We start from the raw sequence: 20,008 nt of genomic DNA, 5'->3' as shown, positions 1-20,008 counted from the left end.
GTAGCGCCTCCGATCGAGGCGCCACCACACGAGGGGTCACCGCCGAGCCGACGGCTCCCCGGCAGCGTCCCGTACCTGCTCCGGTGAGGCGGCCGCGGTCGGCGCCGGGCCGCGGCGCCGGCGGTAGACCACGTACGGACGCCACAGGTACGCCAGCGGCGCCGACCAGACGTGGACCAGTCGGGTGAACGGCCACAACGCCAGGAAGAGGAAGCCACCGATCGCGTGCAGTTGGTAGACCAGGGGAGCCCCGGTCATCAGGGTGGGGTCCGGCTGGAACCAGAAGATCCCGCGGAACCAGACGGCGATCGTCTCCCGGTAGTCGTAGCCCCCGCCAAGCAGGTTCACCCCGACCGTGGCGATCATGCCGAGCACCACCATGGCGGCGAGCGCGGCGTAAAGCACCTTGTCCATCCGGGTGGTCACCCGGCGGACCCGGCCGTTGACCACCCGCCGGATGATCAGCAAGACCAGACCGGTCATCAGCATCAGGCCGGTCACCGTACCGCCCCAGACCGCGGTGAGGTGGTAGGCGTGCTCGCTGATCCCGATCTTCTCGGTCACCGACGCGGGCACCAGCAGGCCCATCACGTGCCCACCGACAACCCCGAGAGCGCCGAGGTGGAACAGAGGGGAGCCGAGCCGCAGGAGGCGGTTCTCCAACACCTGGCTGGTGTGCGTGGTCCAGCCAAACTGGTCGTGGCGCCACCGCCAGACATGGCCGGCGACGAAGACCACGAGGCAGAGGTACGGCAGGACGGTCCAGACGAGGTTGGTCATCGCGATGCCTCCGACGGGGAGCAGGCGGGGTAAGGGGCAAGCGCGGCGGCGTGCAGGTCCGGACCGTCGCCGAGAGAATCCAGGCCGACCGTCTCCACCGGCGGCCCGTCAACGGCGAGCGCCGCGATAGCGGCCCGGTCGGCGTCGGTCAGCGCCGGCAACACCGCGCAGACGACGTCCAGCAGCAGGCGGTAGGGGGTGCCGCAGTCGGTCAGTGCGGCGCGGAGCAGCTCGATGCCCTGCCGATGCTGGCGTAGGGGCGCCTCCCCCGCGCCGGGACCCACCATGGCGGCGAACTCGAGCACCACCGGCAGCAGGTCCGGCAGTTGGCCATCCGCGAGCCGCAGTCCGTGCGCCCGGTACCGCTGCTTGAGCACCAGCAGCGCCATTCCCCGCTTACGGGTGTCTCCGTGCAGGTAGTAGGTGAGGTAGAGACCGGAGCGGCGGCGCAGGTCAAAGGTCTGTACGAAGTGCTGCTGTACGTCGATCGGGGTGTTCTCCAGCAGCCAGTCCAGGAATCCGTCGATCCGCTCCCGGGCCTCCGGCGTCTCAATCTGCGCGGCGGCGCCCCGAAGCTCGTCCGCGGCGCTCAGGAGCTCGTCATCCGGGTAGGTCAGCAGCAGCGAGACCAGCTCGAAGATGCGGGCCCGGTCGGTCGCGGCGGTCATGCGCCGCCTCGCAGCGGGTTGATCGTGAAGCCCCGCCGGCCGTCGGCGCGACGGGAGAGGAGTCCGGGCCGGCCAGGACGAACCTGATCATCCTCGACCAGGTGGAAGCTCTCCGCGGAGGCCTGCGTGGTCATTCCCGGGCCGCCCTCGCAGTCCAGCGCGCAGTCCTGGTTCGCGGTGGCCTGTGCTTCCAACGCGGCGGCGTCCTTGCTGTAGGCGGCCGGGATCACATAGCGCTCGTCGTACTTGGCGATGGCCAGCAACCGGTACATGGCCTCGACCTGGTCCGCGGTCATCCCGATTCCGTCGAGCAGATCGTCGGCGACGGTACCGTCGAGGGTGCGAGCGCGCATGTAGGAGCGCATGGCCGCCAGCTTCATCAGGACCCCGGCGGTCGCCTCCACGTCACCGGCGGTGAAGAGCTCGGCCAGGTACTCCACCGGAATCCGCAGCTCCCGGATGGTGTGGAAGATGTCGTCGGCGTCGGTGTCGTCCCGGCCGGCCTCCCCCACCGCGTCCAGCACCGGCGACAGCGGCGGGACGTACCAGACCATGGGTAGCGTCCGATACTCCGGGTGCAGCGGCAGCGCCACCTTGTACTCGCTGATCAGCCGCCACACCGGGGACCGTTCGGCGGCGTCCAGCCACTCCTGCGGCATGCCGGCGGCCCGGGCGGCCTCCTGTACGGCCGGGTCGGTCGGGTCGAGGAAGACCGCACGCTGCGCCTCGAGCAGGTCGTGCTCGTCGGTCACCGAAGCGGCAGCGAGCACAGCGTCCTCGTCGTAGAACACGATGCCCAGGTAGCGCAGCCGACCCACGCAGGTTTCGGAGCAGATTGTCGGCTGCCCGGCCTCGATCCGCGGGAAGCACAGGGTGCACTTCTCCGCCTTGCCGGTGCTGTGGTTGACGTACACCTTCTTGTAGGGGCAGGCGGAGACACACATCCGCCAACCCCGGCAGCGGTCCTGGTCGACCAGGACGATGCCGTCCTCCTCCCGCTTGTACATCGCACCGGAGGGGCAGGCCGACACACACGCCGGGTTGAGGCAGTGCTCGCAGATGCGCGGCAGGTGGAACAGGAAGGTCTTCTCGAACTCGAACTTCACCCGCGCCGCCGCCTCCGCCGACATCCGGGCGAGGTTCGGATCACCGGTGCCGTGCTCATGGGCTCCGCCGAGGCTGTCCTCCCAGTTGGCCCCCCAGGTGAGGGCCATCGGCTCGCCGGTCAGCGCGGAACGGGGCTGCTGCACCGGAGTGTCCTTGAGCCCGGCAGGCGCGTTGACCAGGATGTCCTTGTCGAAGGTCGCCGGCTCGTAGTAATCGTCGATCGAGGGCAGATCCGGGTTGACGAACAGCCGGCTGAGCCGCTTGACCCGGCCACCGGAGCGCAGCTTCAGCCGGCCCTTCTCGTCCAGCTGCCAGCCCCCGTGCCAGCGGTCCTGATCCTCGTAGTGCTTGGGGTAGCCGATGCCCGGCTTGGTCTCGACGTTGTTGAACCAGACGTACTCGGTGCCGTCCCGGTTGGTCCAGGTCTGCTTGCAGGTTACGGAGCAGGTGTGACACCCGATGCACTTGTCCAGGTTCATCACCATGGCGACCTGCGCTCGGATCCTCATCAGTACTCCACCTCCTGGTCGCGGCGGCGGATCACCGTGATCTCGTCGCGTTGGCTGCCGATCGGGCCGTAGTAGTTGAAGGCGTAGGTGAGTTGGGCGTGCCCGCCAGCCAGGTGGGTCGGCTTGACCAGCAGCCGGGTCAACGAGTTGTGGTAGCCACCGCGGCGACCGCTCTTCTCGGCCTTGGGCACGTTGATCGTCCGCTCCGGCGAGTGGTACTGGAACACCGTGCCCTCCGGCATCCGGTGACTGACCACCGCCCGGGCCACGATGACTCCGTTGCGGTTGTGCGCCTCGACCCAGTCGTTATCCCGAACCCCGACCTTGGCGGCGTCCGGCACACTCATCCAGATCACCGGCCCACCCCGCGACAACGCCAACATCAGTTCGTTGTCGTGGTACATCGAGTGGATCGACCACTTCGCGTGCGGGGTCAGGAAGCGTACGGTGACTCCGCCGTCAACGAACTCACCCGGGGCACCGAAGTGCCGGGCCATGTTCAGCGGGGGCCGGAAGCCCGGCAGCTGCTCGCCCAGCTCCGCCACCCAGTCGTGCTCCACGAAGAAGTGCTGCCGACCGGTGACGGTGTGCCACGGCTTGAGCCGCTCCACGTTGAGGGTGAAGGGCGAGTAGCGACGGCCGCCCTTCTCCGAGCCGGACCACTCCGGGCTGGTGAAGACCGACTGCGGCGCCCGCTGGGTGTCCGCGTACGTGATCTGGTCGGTCTCGTGCCCGGCGATCAGATCCGCGAACGGCTGTCCGGTCCGCTGCTCCAACGCCGCGAAACCGGCCGCGGCGACCCGACCGTTCGTGGTGCCCGACAGCGCCAGGATCGCCTCGCACATCCGGTCGGCGGTGGCCAGCGACGGCCGGCCGGCGAACGGCCCGTCGGGGACGACCCCGTTTTGCTCCCGCAGGTACGCCAGCTCCGCGGTCACGTCCACGGTGAGCGCCTTCGTGCTGGTGCCGAGCTTGTCGAGGAGCGGGCCGACGGCACGCATCTTCGCGCCGATCTGGGCGTAGTCCCGCTCGATCTCGATGAGCTTCGGCATGGTGGAGCCAGGGACCGGCTCGCACTCGCCGGCCTTCCAGTCCCGCACCCGCCCGCTGGGCATGGCCAACTCGTCCGGGGTGTCGTGCTGCAGTGGCGCGGCCAGCACGTCCCGCCGCACCCCCAGGTGGTCGACGGCCAGCTCACTGAACCGGTCGGCGAGCGCCAGGAAGGTGTCGTAGTCGGAGTGGGCGTCGGCGGGTGGCTCCACCGCCGGGCTGAACGCGTGCACGAACGGGTGCATGTCCGTGGTGGAGATGTCGTGCTTCTCGTACCAGGTCGCGGTGGGCAGCACCACGTCGGCGTGCAGGCCGGTGTTGGTCATCCGGAAGTCGATCGCCGTGAGCAGGTCAAGCTTCCCGGTCGGTGCCTCATCTCGCCACACCAGGTCCCGGGGTCGGTGCTCCGGGTCGCACTCCGACGCGGTGGCGGTCGAGTCGATCCCCAGCAGGTGCCGCAGGAAGTACTCGTTGCCCTTGCCGGAGGAGCCGAGCAGGTTCGCCCGCCACAGGGTGAGGCAGCGCGGGAAGTTCGCCGGGTCGTCCGGGTCCTCCGCCACCGACCGTAGTCGGCCAGCCTTCAGCTCGGCGACGATGTGCTCCTGCACCGTCACCCCGGCCACCGCCGCCTCGTCGGTGAGGTCGAGGGGGTTGCGGTTGAACGACGGGTGGCCGGGGCTCCAGCCCATCCGCTGCGCGGCGGCGACGGTGTCGGCGAAGGCCATCCCCGCGAACCGGCCGGTGCCCAACGGGGAGGAGAGCTCATCGACCGGAACCCGCTCGTACCGCCACTGGTCGGTGTGCAGGTACCAGAACGGGGTGCTCGCCTGGTGCCGCATCGGCCGTTGCCAGTCGAGCCCGAAGGACATGTGCTGCTGGCCGGTGATCGGCCGGGCCTTCTCCTGCCCCACGTAGTGCGCCCAGCCGCCACCGTTGACGCCCTGGCAGCCGGTCAGGGTAACCAGGGAGATGAGCGCCCGGTAGGTCATGTCGGAGTGGAACCACTGGTTCGCGCCGGCGCCCAGGACGATCAGCGAGCGCCCCTGGCTACGCTCCGCGTTGCGGGCGAACTCCCGGCCGATCCGGGCCGCCACCGCGGCCGGCACCCCGGTGATCCGCTCCTGCCAGGCCGGGGTGTTCGGGGAGTCCGGATCGTCATAGCCGGTCGGCCACTCCCCCGGCAGGTCACCGCGGCGCACCCCGTACTGCGCCAGCACCAGGTCGTAGACCGAGGTGACCAGCTGCTCGCCGACCCGCATGGCCGGTACGCCGCGGCGGATGGTGGCCCCGCCCTCGGTCTCCCCGACGTCGAAGCGGGGCAGGTCGACCTCGATCGCCTCGTCGCTCCGGTCGAGCAGCCCGAGCGCGGGGAGCACCTCGCCCAGGTCCAGGTTCCAGCGCCCCTCGCCGGCCTCGCCGTAGCGGAAGCCCAGCGACCCGTTCGGCACGACCAACTCGCCGGTGCGCTCGTCTACCAGGACGGTCTTGTGCGCCCCGTCCTCCTGGCCCAGGTCCGCCGCGGTGAGGAACCGATCCGTGGTCCACCGGCCGTCCGCGGTCGGTCGCAGCGTGACCAGGAACGGCAGGTCCGTGTAGCGGCGAATGTAGTCGGCGAAGTAGTCGACCGTGCGGTCCCGGAAGAATTCGGTGAGTACGACGTGGCCCATCGCCATCGCCAGCGCGCCGTCGGTACCCGGGTGCGGGGCCAGCCAGTCGTCGGCGAACTTGACGTTGTCGGCGTAGTCCGGGCTGACCGCGACGACCTTCGTGCCCCGGTAGCGGGCCTCGGCCAGGAAGTGGGCGTCCGGCGTACGGGTGACCGGAATATTCGAACCCCACATCATCAGGTAGGTGGCGTTCCACCAGTCGCCGGCCTCGGGTACGTCGGTCTGGTCGCCCCAGATCTGCGGCGAGGCGATCGGCAGGTCGGCGTACCAGTCGTAGAAGCTCAGCAGGGTGCCGCCGAGCAGGGCGTGGTAGCGGGTGCCGGCGGCGAAGGACGCCATCGACATCGCCGGAATCGGCGAGAAACCCACCACCCGGTCCGGTCCGTACGTCTTCGTGGTGTACACGTGTGCGGCGGCGACCATCGTGGTCACCTCGTCCCAGCTGGCGCGGACGAAGCCGCCACGTCCCCGCTGGGTCTTGTAGGCGCGCGCCTTGAGTGGGTTCTCCACGATGTCGGCCCAGGCGGACACCGGATCACCCAGGCGCGCCAGCCCATCGCGGAACATCTCGGCCAGCACCCCGCGTACGTAGGGGTGGCGCACCCGGGAGGGCGAGTACTCGTACCAGGAGAAGGAGGCGCCGCGGGGACAGCCGCGCGGCTCGTAGTCCGGCGAGTCCGGGCCGGTGGTCGGGTAGTCGGTGGCCTGGTGTTCCCAGGTGATCAGGCCATCCTTGACGAAGACGTTCCACGAGCAGGAGCCGGTGCAGTTGACGCCGTGGGTGGAGCGCACCACCCGGTCGTAGCGCCACCGGTCGCGGTAGAACCGCTCCCAGTCGCCGTCGTCCACCTGGTGCAGCGTCCGGCCGTGGTCACCGACCGCCTCCCGGCGGAGGAAGCGCCGAGCAGCCAGCAACGGCGCCGCGCCGGGGACCTGGTCCGTCGCAGGATCATGAGCTTCTGGCGGGCGGTGCGCTGACACGTGGGCACTCCTCCGGCGGCGAGCGACAACGCGAGGGTTGTCGGCGGCACACGGCAGTGCGCCACGCATACCAGGATTCGCGAATTCAACCGCCAGATCGGGAGGCCCCGGTCCCGACCCGTTGGGACCAAGGTCCCGGCCACCCCGCTATTCGACCGCGTGGAGTGCGACCGACGGGACCTGCAGCCAGTCAGACGGGGAAGAAGGTCCCTACCCGCTGCTGATAAACGACAGCAGCCTTGGGTACACAGTCGCGCCAGTGACGCTAGCGCCGACCTCCGTCTACCGCTGATCGAGGAATTGCCGTGTACGTCAAACCCGCTCCAGACGACCCGACGCCGGAAACGGCGGCCGAGCAGAACAGCCGCAACGATCGTGGGCGTACCCGGGTCCTGACCCTGTCCACCATCGGCTTCACCGTCATGTTCGCGGTGTGGCTCATGTTCGGCATCCTCGGCAAGCCGATCAGCGAGGAGTTCGGGCTCTCCGAGGTGCAGCTGTCCTGGATCATCGCCGCTGCCGTGCTCAACGGCTCGCTCTGGCGGCTCCCCGCCGGGATTGTGGCGGACCGGATCGGCGGACGCCGGGTAATGACCGCGACGCTCCTCGTGACCGCGGTCGCCTCGTTCCTGGTATCCCGCGCCGACTCGTACGCGATGCTGTTGGTGCTGGCGTTCCTGGTCGGTTTCGCCGGTAACTCCTTCACCGCGGGTATCGCCTGGAACTCCGCCTGGCAGCCGCGGGAGAAGCAGGGATTCGCGCTGGGCCTCTTCGGCGCCGGCAACGTCGGCGCCTCCGTCACCAAGTTCATCGGCCCACCGCTAATCGCCGGTACCGCCGGTGCCACCTATCTCGGCGTCATCGAGGGCGGCTGGCGGCTGGTCCCCGTCGTCTACGCGGTGTTGCTGCTCGTCCTCGCGGCGGCTACCTGGTTCCTCACGCCGCGTCGGGATCGGGTGCCGAGCCACGGCACTCCGCTCCGCGCGCAGCTCGTGCCGCTCAAGCAGCTGCGGGTGTGGCGATTCAGCCTGTACTACGTGGCGGTGTTCGGTGCCTACGTGGCGCTCGCCGCGTGGCTGCCGACCTACTACATGAACAACTACGACGTGTCCCTACAGACCGCGGCCTACCTGACCGCCCTGTACATCTTCCCCGCCTCGCTGCTCCGGCCGGTCGGCGGATCTCTCTCCGATCGCCTGGGTGCCCGTCGAGTGATGTACTGGACATTCGGTCTGATGCTGCTCAGCACGGGCATTCTGATGATGCCTTCGGGCCACATCGTCGTCAACCACCCCGACGGCAGCCAGACCACCCACCTCGCCTACCAGCTCGGCATCGTGCCCTTCACCCTGCTGGTCGTCCTGCTCGGCTGCGCCATGGGCGTTGGCAAGGCCGCGGTGTACAAGCACATCCCGGAGTACTTCCCCAGCCAGGTAGGAGCCGTCGGCGGTCTGGTCGGCATGCTCGGTGGCCTCGGTGGATTCTTCCTGCCTCCGCTCTTCGCCTACACCAAGACCTGGACCGGCCTCCCGTCGAGCACCTTCCTGGTCCTGTTCATCCTCACCGTCATCTGTGCGGTCTGGATGCACCTCACTGTCGTGCGCATGCTGCACGGCGAATCACCCCAGCTCGCTGACCACTTCGAGAAGCCCGACTTCACGAACCGCTCGGCCGCTCCCGCTTCGGAAGCGACCCGTGCGCCCAAGGAGGCCCACGAATGAACACCTCGAGTTCCTCCCGGGCCGGCCGAGCCGGCAACCGCGAGTGGCTGGAGTCTTGGAATCCGGAAGACGCGGACTCCTGGGACAAGGGCTTGGCGTGGCGGACCCTCTGGATCAGCACCTTCACGCTGACCCTCTGCTTCACCTCGTGGTTCCTCGCCTCAGCGATCGCCCCGAAGCTGACGAACCTCGGCTTCGACCTCAGCACCGCCCAGCTCTACTGGCTCACCGCCATGCCCGGCCTGGCCGGCGGTCTCATGCGCCTGATCTGGATGGTGCTGCCGCCGATCATGGGCACCCGCAAGATGGTCACCCTGACCACCGTGCTTTTGCTCCTCCCGGTGCTGGGTTGGGGAATCTTCGTTCAGGACCCGTCCACCCCGTACTGGGTGCTGCTGTCGCTGTCGTTCCTCTCCGGTATCGGTGGCGGGGCCTTCTCCGGCTTCATGCCGAGTACCTCCTACTTCTTCCCCCGCCGACTCCAGGGCACCGCGCTGGGCGTCCAGGCCGGAATCGGAAACTTCGGCGTCTCGCTGGTTCAGCTGCTGACCCCGTGGGTCATCGGCTTCTCGCTGATCGGCTTCCTCGGCAGCTCCCGGCCGATGGCCACCTCGCCGGGCGAACCCGCCCGGGACGTCTGGTACCAGAACGCGGCGTACATCTACATCCCGTTCATCATCGTCGGTGCCGTGCTCGCCTGGACCATGCTGCGGTCGGTCCCCGTCAAGGCGAACATCCGGCAGCAGTTCGACATCTTCCGCAACGTTGACACCTGGTGGATGACGCTGCTCTACATCATGACCTTCGGCACCTTCGCCGGATTGTCCGCCCAGTTCGGGCTGCTGATGAAGAACCTCTACGGTGCCGGCAACCCGGACATCGTGCAGGGCAGCGGGGCCGCCGCGCAGCTGCTCGTGGACGGCTACGCCGTACCCGACCCGGTCAAGTTCGTCTTCCTCGGCCCGCTGGTCGGTGCCGCGGCCCGCGTCGCGTTCTCGCCGCTGACCGACAAGTTCGGCGGCGCCCGGTGGACCCTGATCTCCGGGATCGGCCTCGTCGTCTCCATCGCCTTCACCATCACCGCACTGCGACCCGACACCAGCTCGGCCGCGGCGCTGGATGCCGGCTTCGACCGGTTCCTCTGGGGAATGCTCGCGATCTTCCTGTTCAGCGGGATCGGTAACGCCTCCACCTTCAAGCAGATGCCGATGATTTTCGAGCGCCGGCAGGCCGGTGGGGTCATCGGTTGGACCGCGGCGATCGCTGCCTTCGGCCCGTTCTTCTTCGGCATCGGCCTGACGATCATGTCCCCGACCGCGTTCTACCTCGTCGGGCTGGCATTCGCTGCCCTCTGCGTCGTCATCACCTGGCAACGCTACGCGCGCCCGGGAGCACCCAAGCCCAGCTGACCGTCCCATCCAGCTCCAACCGACCACGGACCTGGAGCGCAGTAACGGCCGGGCTGACCTCGTTGAAACCGGCAACGAGGTCAGCCCGGTTTCTTCTGTTCCCACCAATTGGCACCCGGTGGCCCGTTTACGGTCGGCCGTCCTGTGCCCCACCGGTGCGGTGTGATTCTGGCAGGCTCAGCCCCATGGCCGACGGCAAGGACTGGTACCACTGGCACCACCCCTACACCGATCCGAAATCAGCACTGGCACGTCGGCTGCGGTTGGTCCAGCAGCACATCGCCGCCTGGCTCGACGAACAACCGGATCAACCCCGCTCCGTGGTCAGCATGTGCGCCGGTCAGGGACATGACCTACTGGGCACCCTGGCGTCGCGGTTTGACGCCGACCGGGTCCGCGCCACGCTGCTCGAGTACGACCCACGGAACGTCGCCGCGGCACAGGCCCGAGCAGCCGCGGCGAACCTCGAATCGGTGACCGTCCGCCAGGCCGACGCCGGCGACCTGACCTCCTACCGGGACGCCGTGCCCGCCGACCTCGTCCTCATGGCCGGAGTCCTGGGCAACATCAGCGACGCCGACATCCGCGCAACTGTCCGCGTGCTGCCGCAGCTCTGCGCGGCCGGCGCCACGGTGATCTGGACCAGGAGTCGACGACCCCCCGACCTGACCCCGGCCATCCGCACCTGGATGTCCGCCGCCGGGTTCGCCGAGCGAGAGTTCACCGCGCCGGAAGGAGAGCTCTTCTCGGTCGGGGTTCACCGCCTTACCAGCACCCCGCAGCCACTGACCACCACCGGCAGGATCTTCCAGTTCCTCCCTTGAACAGCGGCAACGCCGGACGCTTCCGGGGCGACCGGGCCTGGTTTGGGAGCCGCGACGACCTCAGACCAGGGTGATCCAGTAGTCCCAGAAACGGTGCAGGATCGCGGCGACAATGAACGCGAACCAGATGACGAGGACCAGGCTGTGGTAGAGGGCGACCTGTTCCGTCGCGCGCCGCAGTGCCCGCGGGAGGACGGTCGCGTTGTCGCGCAGGGTCTGCAGCGTGGTGTAGAGGAAGATCGGAATGGTGACCGCCCAGACCACCATGCAGTACGGGCAGAGCGCGCCGATCACATAGAGGCTCTGGTAGATGAGCCAGTGCACGAAGACGACCCCGAAGGTGACGCCCCCCTGCAGGCCGAGCCACATCCACCGCGGGAGGCCTCCGGTGGCGAGGAGGACGACGCCGAGCGTGGTTACCACGGCGAACCCCGCGATGCCGAGGAGCGGGTTGGGGAATCCGAACACCGCGGCCTGCGGAGTGCTCATCACCGAACCGCAGGACAGGACCGGGTTGATGCTGCAGGTGGGGAGGTACCCGGGGTCGGCCAGCAGGTTGATTTTCTCGATGGTGAGGGTGGCGGCGGCGAGGAGACCGACACCACCGCCGATGGTGAGGACCCACGCGGTGACGACAGTCAGGAAGTGCCGCTCCGCGGAGGTGGTGACGGGTCGATCGGCGGTGGCGGTCGTCATCCGGCCAGGGCAGTGTCGATCATGGCGACCAGATCATCCTTGTGCAGGTCGGAGAGGGGCTCCCCGTTGAGGAAGAAGGTGGGGGTGCCCCGCACGCCGACGGCTTCACCGTCGGTGCGGTCCTTCGCGACCCGGGCAGCGGTGGCGGGGTCGTCCAGGTCACGCTGAAAGCTGTCGATGTCCAGACCGAGGGTACGGGCGTAGTCGAGGAAGACCTCGGTCTGCGGCTCCTCCTGGCGACTCCAGTCGTCCTGGTTCTCGAAGAGCAGCTGGTACATCTCGGCGAAGCGGTCCTGGTTGGCCGCGGCCTCGGCGGTGCGGGCGGCGAGCTCGGCATTGGGGTGGCTGGAGATGGGGAAGTACCGCACCACGAAGGTGATCTGCCCCTCGTAGTCGCTGACGATCTCCTTGACCTTCGGGTACACCGACGCGCATGCCCCACACTCGAAGTCGAGGAACTCCACCAGGGTTACCTTGCCGTCGGGAGCAGAGGTCAGTCGGTGGCTGTCCTCACGGACCAGGACCGCGGGTTCGACCGTGTCGCCGGTCGTCTCCGCGCTGGGAATCGCGTCGCGGCGGTTGAACGCCAGCACGACGACCGCCACCAGAATCAACGCCACGACCGCGGCAAGGGTCAGCCGGATGTTCCTCGTCATATCTCCGTCTCCTGTCGGTCTATCCGATCCCGCGGCGACCGCCCTGGGCAGGCGGAACGCCGGACGCAAAGGTACCGGGCGCACCGCCACGGATCACTGTGATTCGCCTGTTCAGCGCGGAACAGGCAGGGCCACACCGAGCGGCGGGGCCAGCCGGACCCCGATCCGGCTCGCTGACGCCCGCAGAGCGGCGGGCCAACCGCCTACTCACCGACGGACGTGCCGGTCGCGGTCGGCCAGCTCCGCCAGCATCCGGTTGTACGCGGCCAGCTCGGCGTCCTCGCGCCCTTCGGCTTCGGCGCGGTCAGCGGCCCGGTCCCGGCGGCGGGCCTCTCGCTCGTCGGCCTTCATCCACTGGCGCATCAGCGCGCCCAGCACAACGACGGTGGGCAACTCACCGAAGGACCAGGCGATACCGCCGGCGGTGCGTTGGTCCTCCAAGGGGGCAGCGCCCCAGGGGCGGTCCAGCGCGATCCACCAGTTCTCCGCGATCAGGGTGGTGGACTGCATGAGCGTGACGCCGAGGAAGGCGTGCAGCACCATGCTGATCAGGACCAGGATCAGCTTCAGCGGATGTGGGATGCGGCGCGGCGCGGGATCAACACCGATGACGACCCAGAAGAACAGATAGCCGGCGCCGAGGAAGTGCCCGACCATGGCCAGGTGCGCGGCGTGCGAGCGTAGTGCCAGCTCGTACAGGCCGGTGAAGTACATCAGGTAGAGGCTGGCGACGTAGATCACCAACGCGACCACCGGGTTGGTGAGAACACGCGAGAGCCGCGAGTGCAGCGCCACCTGCAGCCACTCGCGGGGGCCCGGCCAGCGCGGGTCGGTTGACGGGGCCAGGGCGCGTAGCGCCAGGGTGATGGGACCGCCGAGCGCGAGCAGAATCGGGGCGATCATCATCAGCAGCAGGTGCTGAATCATGTGGATCGAGAACAGCAGCGGCCCGTAGCGGGCCAGGCCACTCGAGGTGGCCACGATGATCAGGGCACAGCCCACCAGCCACATGGCGGTACGGGAGACGGGCCAGGCATCGCCACGGCGGCGCAGCCGCCACACCCCGGCCGTGTAGAACCCGGCGGCGGCCAGCGCGCCCGCCATAATCAGCGGCTCGGGCAGCCACGCGGTGGCGAGGTTGCCGATGGTCAGCGGCGGCGGCATCGGGAAGCCGAGTAGCGCGGTGGCGAGGTCCTCCGTCTCCTCGCCGATGGGTGCCGGGGTACGGGACAGGGCGACCGAGGTACCGATCGCAGCGGCGAAGAGCAGCGTTTCGACGACCGCGACCCGCAGGAAGGGCCCGCGCCGACCTGCCACCAGGGCCGGCAGGGCCCGGCGACGGTGCGCCAGGCCCGCGGCGGCGATCGCGACGAGCGCAGCAGCCTTGATCAGAAGCACCTGCCCGTAGCGGGTGCCCACCAGATCGGCGGCGCTCGGGAGCCGAACAGCGGCCGACAGCAGCCCGGACAGACCCACTGCGGTCAGGCAGGCAACGGCGAGCGGGGAAAATCTGCGCACGGCCCGCGCCAGGTCGGCGGTCGTGCCGCGACTGGTAACAGCCAGGGCGAGCAGGCCACCGGCCCAGAGGGTGACGGGCAGCACGTGCAGGAGCAGACCGGAGACCGCCAGCTGGTGGTCTCCGCTGCCCGCGGCGTGCCCGGTGAAGACCGGCGGCACCAGGCCGCCCAGCGCCAGCAGCAGAGCAGTCAGCGCGCCGCCGGGCCGCAGGCTGGTCGCCGCGACCACCGCCGCGGTCAGGGCCAGGACGCCGCTCAGCGCCAGGGACTGCCCCAACGAAACGGTGGTGGCGAAGTTGAGCACCGCCCGCAAGGACAACACCTGCGCGGCGGGGAGACCGAAGAGATCGACCAGGGTGTAACAGACCGCAACCGTGGACGTCACAGCCCACACCGAGGCGGCGCCAGCGGCGGCGCGCATGCGCCGGTAGCCGATCGGGGACAATCGACCGCCGTCGTCCCGGGGCGAGAGCGCTACCGCTGCCAGCAGTAGGCCGACCGTGGCGACCGCGCTGATCTGCATGCCCAGCCGGGAGGCCGGCAGCAACCAGGCCGTGGTTGGTCCTGGGTCCGGCAGCCCGGGCGGGGCCTCCGCGACCGCACCACCACCCCACCACAGCAGCACCGCCCCGACGGCGGCCGCCACCAGCACCGTCCCCGCCGACAGCAGAAACGGCTGACGCCGGACCGGGGCGAGACTCATCACCGGGTCGCCAACCGACGCGGGTGGCGGGGGACCGGCCGAAGACCGGCGACTTCCCGCCAGGCGGCGGCCCGGTTGGAAGTCGGGCTGGATGGGCGGTTCACGAACAGCTCCCAGATAGGTGACGGCACATCAGGTAGTCGGCCGGTTGCGCCCGCTGGTTCCCAGGAGCGACGCAGGTCACCACCCGCTCCCGTGGCAGACAGCGTCCGCGTCGGCCGGCTCCGCCGGTTCGGCTTGCAGGGTGGCGTGCTCGATTGCGAAACGATCCTGCAGCAGCCGCCGGGACCGGGCCAGCACTGCGGCAAGATCGGCATCACGCTCGAGAACCAGGTGCGCCGAAGCAACGTCCATCCCCGAGGTTAGCGTCCATACGTGCAGGTCGTGCACGTCGGCTACCCCGTCCACGGCGAGTAGCGCCGCCCGCACCGCGGAGATGTCCAGATGTGCCGGCGCGGCCTGCACCAACACCCGCAGCGCGGCGCGACCCAACTGGTACGCACGGGGCAGGATGAACAGCCCCACCGCCACCGCGATCAGCGGGTCGGCGTACCACCAGTCGGTCACGGCGATCACGACCGCGGCGACGATCACGCCGACGGAGGTGAACAGGTCTCCCAGAACCTCCAGGTAGGCGCCCCGCACATTCAGACTCTCCCGCGAGCCCGCGCGCAGGAGGAAGAAGGCGACGATGTTGGCCGCCAGGCCCGCCACCGCCACCGCCAGCATCGGCCCCGCCAGCACCTCCGGCGGCTGACTGAACCGACGTACCGCCTCGACCACCACGTAGCAGGCCACCGCGAACAGCAGGACCGCGTTGGCCAACGCCGCCAGCACCTCCATCCGGTAGAGCCCGAACGTGCGCTGGCCAGACCGGGACGCCCTGCTGGCGGCGGTGATCGCGGCCAGGGCCATGCCGATGCCGAGGACATCGGTGAACATATGGCCGGCATCGGAGAGCAGCGCCAAGGAGCCGGTCATCGCCGCTGCGACCGCCTCCACCGCCATGAAGGTGAGGAGCAGCCCGAAGGCCGCCCACAGCCGACCCCGGTGCTTCGCACCGGCCCGCGCCGCTTGTTGACCGTGATCGTGCCCCGCACCCATCCGCCTCTCCCTTCTCGCCAATCAGCGCCGCCACGAACATATGCTCACATCGCTATACATGCAAGTGTGAGGCCACTGTCAGCAATGACGCCAGCAGACCGAAAACCGACAATAATTCGCATAACGCTCTAAAACACCTGCGAGTTAACGCAGCAGCGAACCCCGTACCACCGAAGCGTTGTGGAATCCGGCAGAAAGGTAGGGAGAACCCCAAGCCGGACGGTAGGGGTGCCCCTGCCCGAGATTGGCGGGCTGACCGCCATGGACGGACGCCTTTAGCCGGCACCAGAATTAGGCCCGAAGCCAGGCGCAGCACATTTCGAGGAGCTGAGCGGCATGGGCGGTGGCACCACGCAGAATCGGCTAGGCCCGCCGGGGCAGCGACCGAGCTCATCCACCCCGGCGTCGGGCGGCCTGCCGGTGCAGTACTCGCTGGCGAAAATCCTGGGAATCTGGGCGGCCGCCACCCTACCCATGGGACTGGGCTATTGGGTGATTACCCCCGCGGTCGCAGACGGCCCCTACGACACCGTGGTGCTGGCTACCGTCACGCTCGCGGCCGGCCTGATCTGGCAGTTCGTACTGGCATTGTTGATACTCCGGCGCGAGGAGGGGTCGATACGTCGCGCCGCCATGGTCCGTCGGCTGTGGCTACAAGTTCCCAGAGACCCGGTGAACGGTCGACCCCGCAAACGCCTCCTGTGGCTGCTAGCACCACTGGGAATCGCGTTCGTGCTCAACATGATGTACGTGGCGCCGGCGGTTGAGAAGCTGCAGCAGTACCTGCTACCCGGGCCGGCTCCACTGCCCTTCCAGAAAGCCGAAACGCTCTTCTCGGCCGAAGTCGCCCCACAGATGAAAGGGGCTTGGTGGTTTCTTGCGCTGTTCCTGACGCTCAGCATCTTCAACGTCTTCCTCGGTGAGGAGTTCCTCTTCCGCGGAATCCTCCTACCCAGGATGCAGGGCGTGTTCGGGTCGGCAGACTGGTTCGCCAACGGAGTCCTATTCGGCCTGTACCACGTGCATCAGCCCTGGACCGCTGGCGGCATCATGCTGACCAGCGGAGTGATCATGTCGCTACCGGTAAAGCGTTATCGGAGCATGTGGCTCTCGGTCATTCCGCACTCGATCCAAACGGTGATCGTGTTTGGAATGCTGCTCGGCCTCATGCGGGGCACGACGTAACATCGCCGGCGCCACCGGCACCACCCGGGGCAAGCTCAACGCCCGGGTCCCAGCACCACATCCACCTGGGAGAGGCTTGGGGACTTTGCTCCCGTACAGTGCAGTAGTCCCCAAGCCCCAGTCCCACGTCGTAGCAGCCGTCGAACCGAGCGGCAGAAGTCACCGCAACCCACAAGCTCGAAGGACGGCGCTCTCACCGACTCACCCAGCGCCTCCGGCGCAGTGTTGACGAGGCCGGGACAGAGTCACCTAGTTGGCGGGAATCGTCACCAGATCCGCCAGCGGCTTCTCCGTTGCATCTTCTCGCGGCCGGGAGAGGTAGAAATCGGCGTACAAGTATCCCGCGCTCTCCATGTCGGCCGGGTCGACCCCCCGCGTCGCCAGCTCCGCCATCGCCCACTGCCGTTCGGTATCGTCGATAAACCGCCGCTGCCGAACAGCCTGATCCGCCTTCTCAGTCACGAGCCCGTACTGCGCGAGCACGTCCGAAATCGGCTCGTAGTCGTACGTCCGAAGACAGAACGCGGCGACCCAGGGCGGATCCTCGGTGCAGGTGAGTAGCCGCTCGAACGTTCGCTCGGTGACATAGCCAATGCCACCCGTGGTCGTGATGAGGTCAACCTCCGACATCTTCTTGGCCAATTCTGACGATGGCGTTGTCGACTCCAGATTCTCGACAAAGGCGTCGTCGAGCGCACCGACCGCCACCCCGTGCCGAGTAGCATTCTCGGCGACATCCAAACCGATGACGTGCGGAGCGTCCGGCCGGGCCCGCTGACCCAGAAATTCGTTCTCGGCGCGGCGCACCTGATCCACGGTACGCCCGTCGTCGCCGGCACCCTGGTAGTACGTGTACACGTCGTCCAGCTCAAGATCGGTCTTGGTGAGCACCCCGACGATGCCGTAGGAACAGCACACGTCGAGCACGGTGGGGCGATAGCCGTCACCCCACGGTTGGGCATCGATCAGCTGGTTGAATACGGTAGCCCCATGCTGCGGGATCTCGTATTTCAACCGGCGCAGGTTAGCGTAGTACGCGCTCGGCGTCTCCTGGTTGTAGATTCCGCTGAAGTTGGCCTTACCGGACTCGTCGGTCAACGCTTTGACTCCCTTTACTCCGGATTGCAAACTCAGGGCCCAAACACAGCCTCCGACCCGCCAGGGCCGGAGGCAACAGGTGCTACACCGGTAGGATATGGTGAATTCGTAGATTAGCCAAGCCGGCAAATCAGACAACCTACTCCAGCCGCGGGGGTTGCGTAGTGTGCCGATCCCCGCGAGTTCGCAGGTAGGAACGGGGATGGGGCGAGAGTACGTCCGCTGTGCCACTGATTGCGATCGGGGACAGTGACGCGTCGCAGCACTCTCCGACGTCACTCTCTGCTGTCCTTTCCAGGAAGCCCCGGACGTTCTCAGGCCCGGGGCGGCCCGGGGCGCAGCCCTCGGTGCCGCTGGTGGCCCTAACCCGCCGAGTGGAGAAGAGCGTCGATCCTGAGGACCGCGTTCGCGATGCCATCCTCGGCCGCGAGGCTCCTCCGCAGCTTGACCGCGGTGGCCCGGATGTCGGTGTCGGTGGTGACCGTACGGATGGCGGTAGCCAGCCGTTGCGGGGTGAGCTTCCGCTGCGGTATCGGCGCACTGCCCGCGCCGAGCGCGAAAACCCGCCGTCCCCAGACGAACTGGTCCAGAAGAAACGGGCAGATCACCGAGGGCTTGCCAGCGCGTAACGCCGCCGCGGTGGTGCCGGCCCCACCGTGGTGCACGACGGCGGACATCCGCGGGAAGAGCCAGTCGTGTGGGGCCTCGTTGAGGTGCCAGATGGTGTCTGACGGCTCGGTCTCCGCCAGGCCACCCCAGCCGGTGGCGACGATGCCGCGGACGCCAGCCTGGCGCAGCGCCTCGCCGACGAGGCGGGTGAGTCGGCGCGGGTCGCGCCCGGCCATACTGCCGAAGCCGACATAGACCGGCGGGTCGCCCGCCTCGATGAAGTCGACCAGGGCGGCCGGGGGCTGCCAGCTGGCGGCGTCATCGAGGAACCAGTAGCCGGTGAGGTGCGCGTGCCCGGGCCAGTCGGCGGGGCGCGGCAGGACGTGCTCACTGATGCCATGCAGCACCGGGATCGGCCGCCCGTCGGGGAGCCGGGTGGTCAGCGCGGCACCGCTGGTCTTCGCGAGTCCGAGCGTGTCGCGACGAAACGTGTTCACCATGCCGTCGTACATCCGGTATCCGGCGCCGGCCAGCCGATAGGTCAGCCGGTTGTACCACCGGCCGAGCGGCAGTTCGGGCAGCCCGACGAGGGGGAAGTCACCGGTCGGCACGGAGACCGGCACGGGTAGGGCCAGTACTACCGGCACTCCGAGCTTCTCCGCGATGTGCGGACCGGCCAGCACCTTCGGGTGGTAGACGACCAGATCTGGCGTGGCCTGCCGGGCCGCCGCCCAGGCATCGGCCAGCAACCTCCGGTTGATCGGATTGGCCTGACGGGCCAGCCTGATGTTGGTCCTGACTGCCCCGAGCGCCCCGGTGGTGTCCTCCATCGCGGCCCGACCTGCTGCCGAATCCAGCAGCTGCAATATGTCGTCACTGAGCTCGCCGTACGCCAGACCCTGGTCGGTGACGAAGGACCGAAACCGGGCGCAGGTGGCCAGAGTGACGTTATGGCCGGCTGATTGGAGACCTTTGCCGAGGGCCACGTACGGCTGGACATCCCCTCGCGACCCAACGGTCAACACAAGGATTCGCATCCTAGCTGTCCTTTCGTGCTTGTCGACGGAACTCCTCCAGCAGGGCTGGTGTGCGCTCGACCATGAAGGCGTAGAAGTCACGGGTGTGGCGTAACCGGCTGGCCTGAGGTGCCGCCGCGTCGCCGACCAGATCGATACCGCGCTGCATCAGTTCGATGAAAACGCGCATCTTGTCGGTTGGGTCGATGGCACGGGCGAAGGCATCCGGATGCATCTCGTACGCGTGTGCCCGGCCCTGGCTCGGCACCCGTCGGACCAGGCCGGACTGTTCCAGCACTCGCATTCCGGTGGACACCGAGGCCTTGGAGAGCCCCATCGCCTCGCACAACTGCGCGCTGGTCTGTTTCGGGGGATCGCAGATGAGCAGCCAGCCCAGCAGCTTGCCGAAGGCGGGGGTGGTGCCCATCCGAGCCAGGACGACGCCGACCTCCTCGGCGTACCGCCGGGCAGCCTCCGGGTCCATAAACTCCCCTCCTGACGCAATAGTCTCGAACGTTCAGAACTTTCTAAACAAGAAATTAGGCCCGGCGTGAAAACCAGGCCAGAGCGAAATACGAGAATTTCCACCACGGAAATATTCCCGAGGTAGGTATTGACGATGCACCATCCTGCGTGAGTGCAGCTAACGGCGGGAATCGAGCGCCTCGCATTGCTGCACCGGCCCGCATCAGCCGGTATGGTCCGGGC

Annotated in this window: 15 protein-coding genes; 4 read left to right on the top strand and 11 right to left on the bottom strand. The window is 68.2% G+C overall.

What is annotated here, in order from left to right; translation table 11 throughout:
• Window positions 1-36: 36 nt before the first annotated feature.
• Genes narI through SALPAC4_RS0110795 form a run of 4 tightly spaced genes read right to left on the bottom strand, consistent with a single transcriptional unit; the run spans window position 37 to window position 6,762 of the window.
• Window positions 37-780, bottom strand: coding sequence for a respiratory nitrate reductase subunit gamma (narI, locus tag SALPAC4_RS0110810; protein ID WP_019870329.1), 744 nt, complete (start codon window positions 778-780; stop codon window positions 37-39).
• Complete coding sequence (gene narJ, locus SALPAC4_RS0110805; RefSeq protein WP_018737955.1) at window positions 777-1,448, bottom strand: nitrate reductase molybdenum cofactor assembly chaperone; 672 nt, start codon at window positions 1,446-1,448, stop codon at window positions 777-779. Before narJ ends, narI begins: the two co-directional genes overlap by 4 nt.
• Complete coding sequence (narH, locus tag SALPAC4_RS0110800) at window positions 1,445-3,064, bottom strand: nitrate reductase subunit beta (protein ID WP_027644754.1); 1,620 nt, start codon at window positions 3,062-3,064, stop codon at window positions 1,445-1,447. Before narH ends, narJ begins: the two co-directional genes overlap by 4 nt.
• Window positions 3,064-6,762: a nitrate reductase subunit alpha gene (locus SALPAC4_RS0110795; protein ID WP_033664971.1), complete on the bottom strand. Its 3,699-nt coding sequence runs from the start codon at window positions 6,760-6,762 to the stop codon at window positions 3,064-3,066. The genes narH and SALPAC4_RS0110795 overlap by 1 nt, the downstream gene beginning before the upstream one ends.
• Window positions 6,763-7,067: 305 nt before the next feature.
• Here SALPAC4_RS0110795 and SALPAC4_RS0110790 point away from each other — a divergent pair, with 305 nt between their 5' ends.
• The 3 genes from SALPAC4_RS0110790 (at window position 7,068) to SALPAC4_RS0110780 (ending at window position 10,716) form a co-directional block, all read left to right on the top strand.
• Entirely contained in the window at window positions 7,068-8,483 is a 1,416-nt protein-coding gene (locus tag SALPAC4_RS0110790; RefSeq protein ID WP_019870326.1) for an MFS transporter, read from the top strand.
• A complete protein-coding gene (locus SALPAC4_RS0110785; RefSeq protein WP_019870325.1) occupies window positions 8,480-9,892 on the top strand; it encodes an MFS transporter in 1,413 nt (470 codons plus the stop codon). Before SALPAC4_RS0110790 ends, SALPAC4_RS0110785 begins: the two co-directional genes overlap by 4 nt.
• 185 nt (window positions 9,893-10,077) lie before the next feature.
• Window positions 10,078-10,716, top strand: coding sequence for a methyltransferase domain-containing protein (locus SALPAC4_RS0110780; RefSeq protein ID WP_019870324.1), 639 nt, complete (start codon window positions 10,078-10,080; stop codon window positions 10,714-10,716).
• A gap of 60 nt (window positions 10,717-10,776) precedes the next feature.
• Here SALPAC4_RS0110780 and SALPAC4_RS0110775 read toward each other — a convergent pair whose 3' ends face one another.
• From SALPAC4_RS0110775 to SALPAC4_RS0110755, 4 genes are all read right to left on the bottom strand, one after another.
• Complete coding sequence (locus SALPAC4_RS0110775; protein WP_019870323.1) at window positions 10,777-11,412, bottom strand: vitamin K epoxide reductase family protein; 636 nt, start codon at window positions 11,410-11,412, stop codon at window positions 10,777-10,779.
• Window positions 11,409-12,068, bottom strand: a complete 660-nt coding sequence (locus tag SALPAC4_RS0110770) for a DsbA family protein (protein ID WP_019870322.1) — start codon at window positions 12,066-12,068, stop codon at window positions 11,409-11,411. The genes SALPAC4_RS0110775 and SALPAC4_RS0110770 overlap by 4 nt, the downstream gene beginning before the upstream one ends.
• Window positions 12,069-12,275: 207 nt before the next feature.
• On the bottom strand, window positions 12,276-14,288 hold the full coding sequence (locus SALPAC4_RS0110765; protein WP_020113485.1) for a cytochrome c oxidase assembly protein: 2,013 nt from the start codon (window positions 14,286-14,288) through the stop codon (window positions 12,276-12,278).
• Between the two features lie 180 nt (window positions 14,289-14,468).
• A complete protein-coding gene (locus SALPAC4_RS0110755) occupies window positions 14,469-15,392 on the bottom strand; it encodes a cation diffusion facilitator family transporter (RefSeq protein ID WP_018741027.1) in 924 nt (307 codons plus the stop codon).
• Window positions 15,393-15,728: 336 nt separating this feature from the next.
• On the opposite strand from SALPAC4_RS0110755, the gene SALPAC4_RS0110750 reads away from it, so the two are divergent.
• On the top strand, window positions 15,729-16,577 hold the full coding sequence (locus tag SALPAC4_RS0110750; RefSeq protein ID WP_019870320.1) for a CPBP family intramembrane glutamic endopeptidase: 849 nt from the start codon (window positions 15,729-15,731) through the stop codon (window positions 16,575-16,577).
• A 249-nt stretch (window positions 16,578-16,826) separates the two neighbouring features.
• Here SALPAC4_RS0110750 and SALPAC4_RS0110745 read toward each other — a convergent pair whose 3' ends face one another.
• The 3 genes from SALPAC4_RS0110745 to SALPAC4_RS0110735 all read right to left on the bottom strand — a co-directional run bounded on the left by SALPAC4_RS0110745 (window position 16,827) and on the right by SALPAC4_RS0110735 (window position 19,784).
• Window positions 16,827-17,675 carry a hypothetical protein gene (locus SALPAC4_RS0110745; RefSeq protein WP_019870319.1) on the bottom strand — a complete coding sequence of 283 codons (849 nt, stop codon included), beginning with the start codon at window positions 17,673-17,675 and terminating at the stop codon, window positions 16,827-16,829.
• Window positions 17,676-18,037: 362 nt separating this feature from the next.
• On the bottom strand, window positions 18,038-19,321 hold the full coding sequence (locus tag SALPAC4_RS0110740) for a glycosyltransferase (RefSeq protein ID WP_027644753.1): 1,284 nt from the start codon (window positions 19,319-19,321) through the stop codon (window positions 18,038-18,040).
• Between the two features lies 1 nt (window position 19,322).
• Complete coding sequence (locus SALPAC4_RS0110735; RefSeq protein ID WP_019870317.1) at window positions 19,323-19,784, bottom strand: GbsR/MarR family transcriptional regulator; 462 nt, start codon at window positions 19,782-19,784, stop codon at window positions 19,323-19,325.
• Window positions 19,785-20,008: the final 224 nt, after the last annotated feature.

This window comes from Salinispora oceanensis, from assembly GCF_000383575.1.
Lineage (GTDB): Bacteria > Actinomycetota > Actinomycetes > Mycobacteriales > Micromonosporaceae > Micromonospora > Micromonospora oceanensis.
The sequence above is the reverse complement of the archived record's forward strand: the minus strand, read 5'-3'. Positions and strand labels throughout refer to the sequence as shown.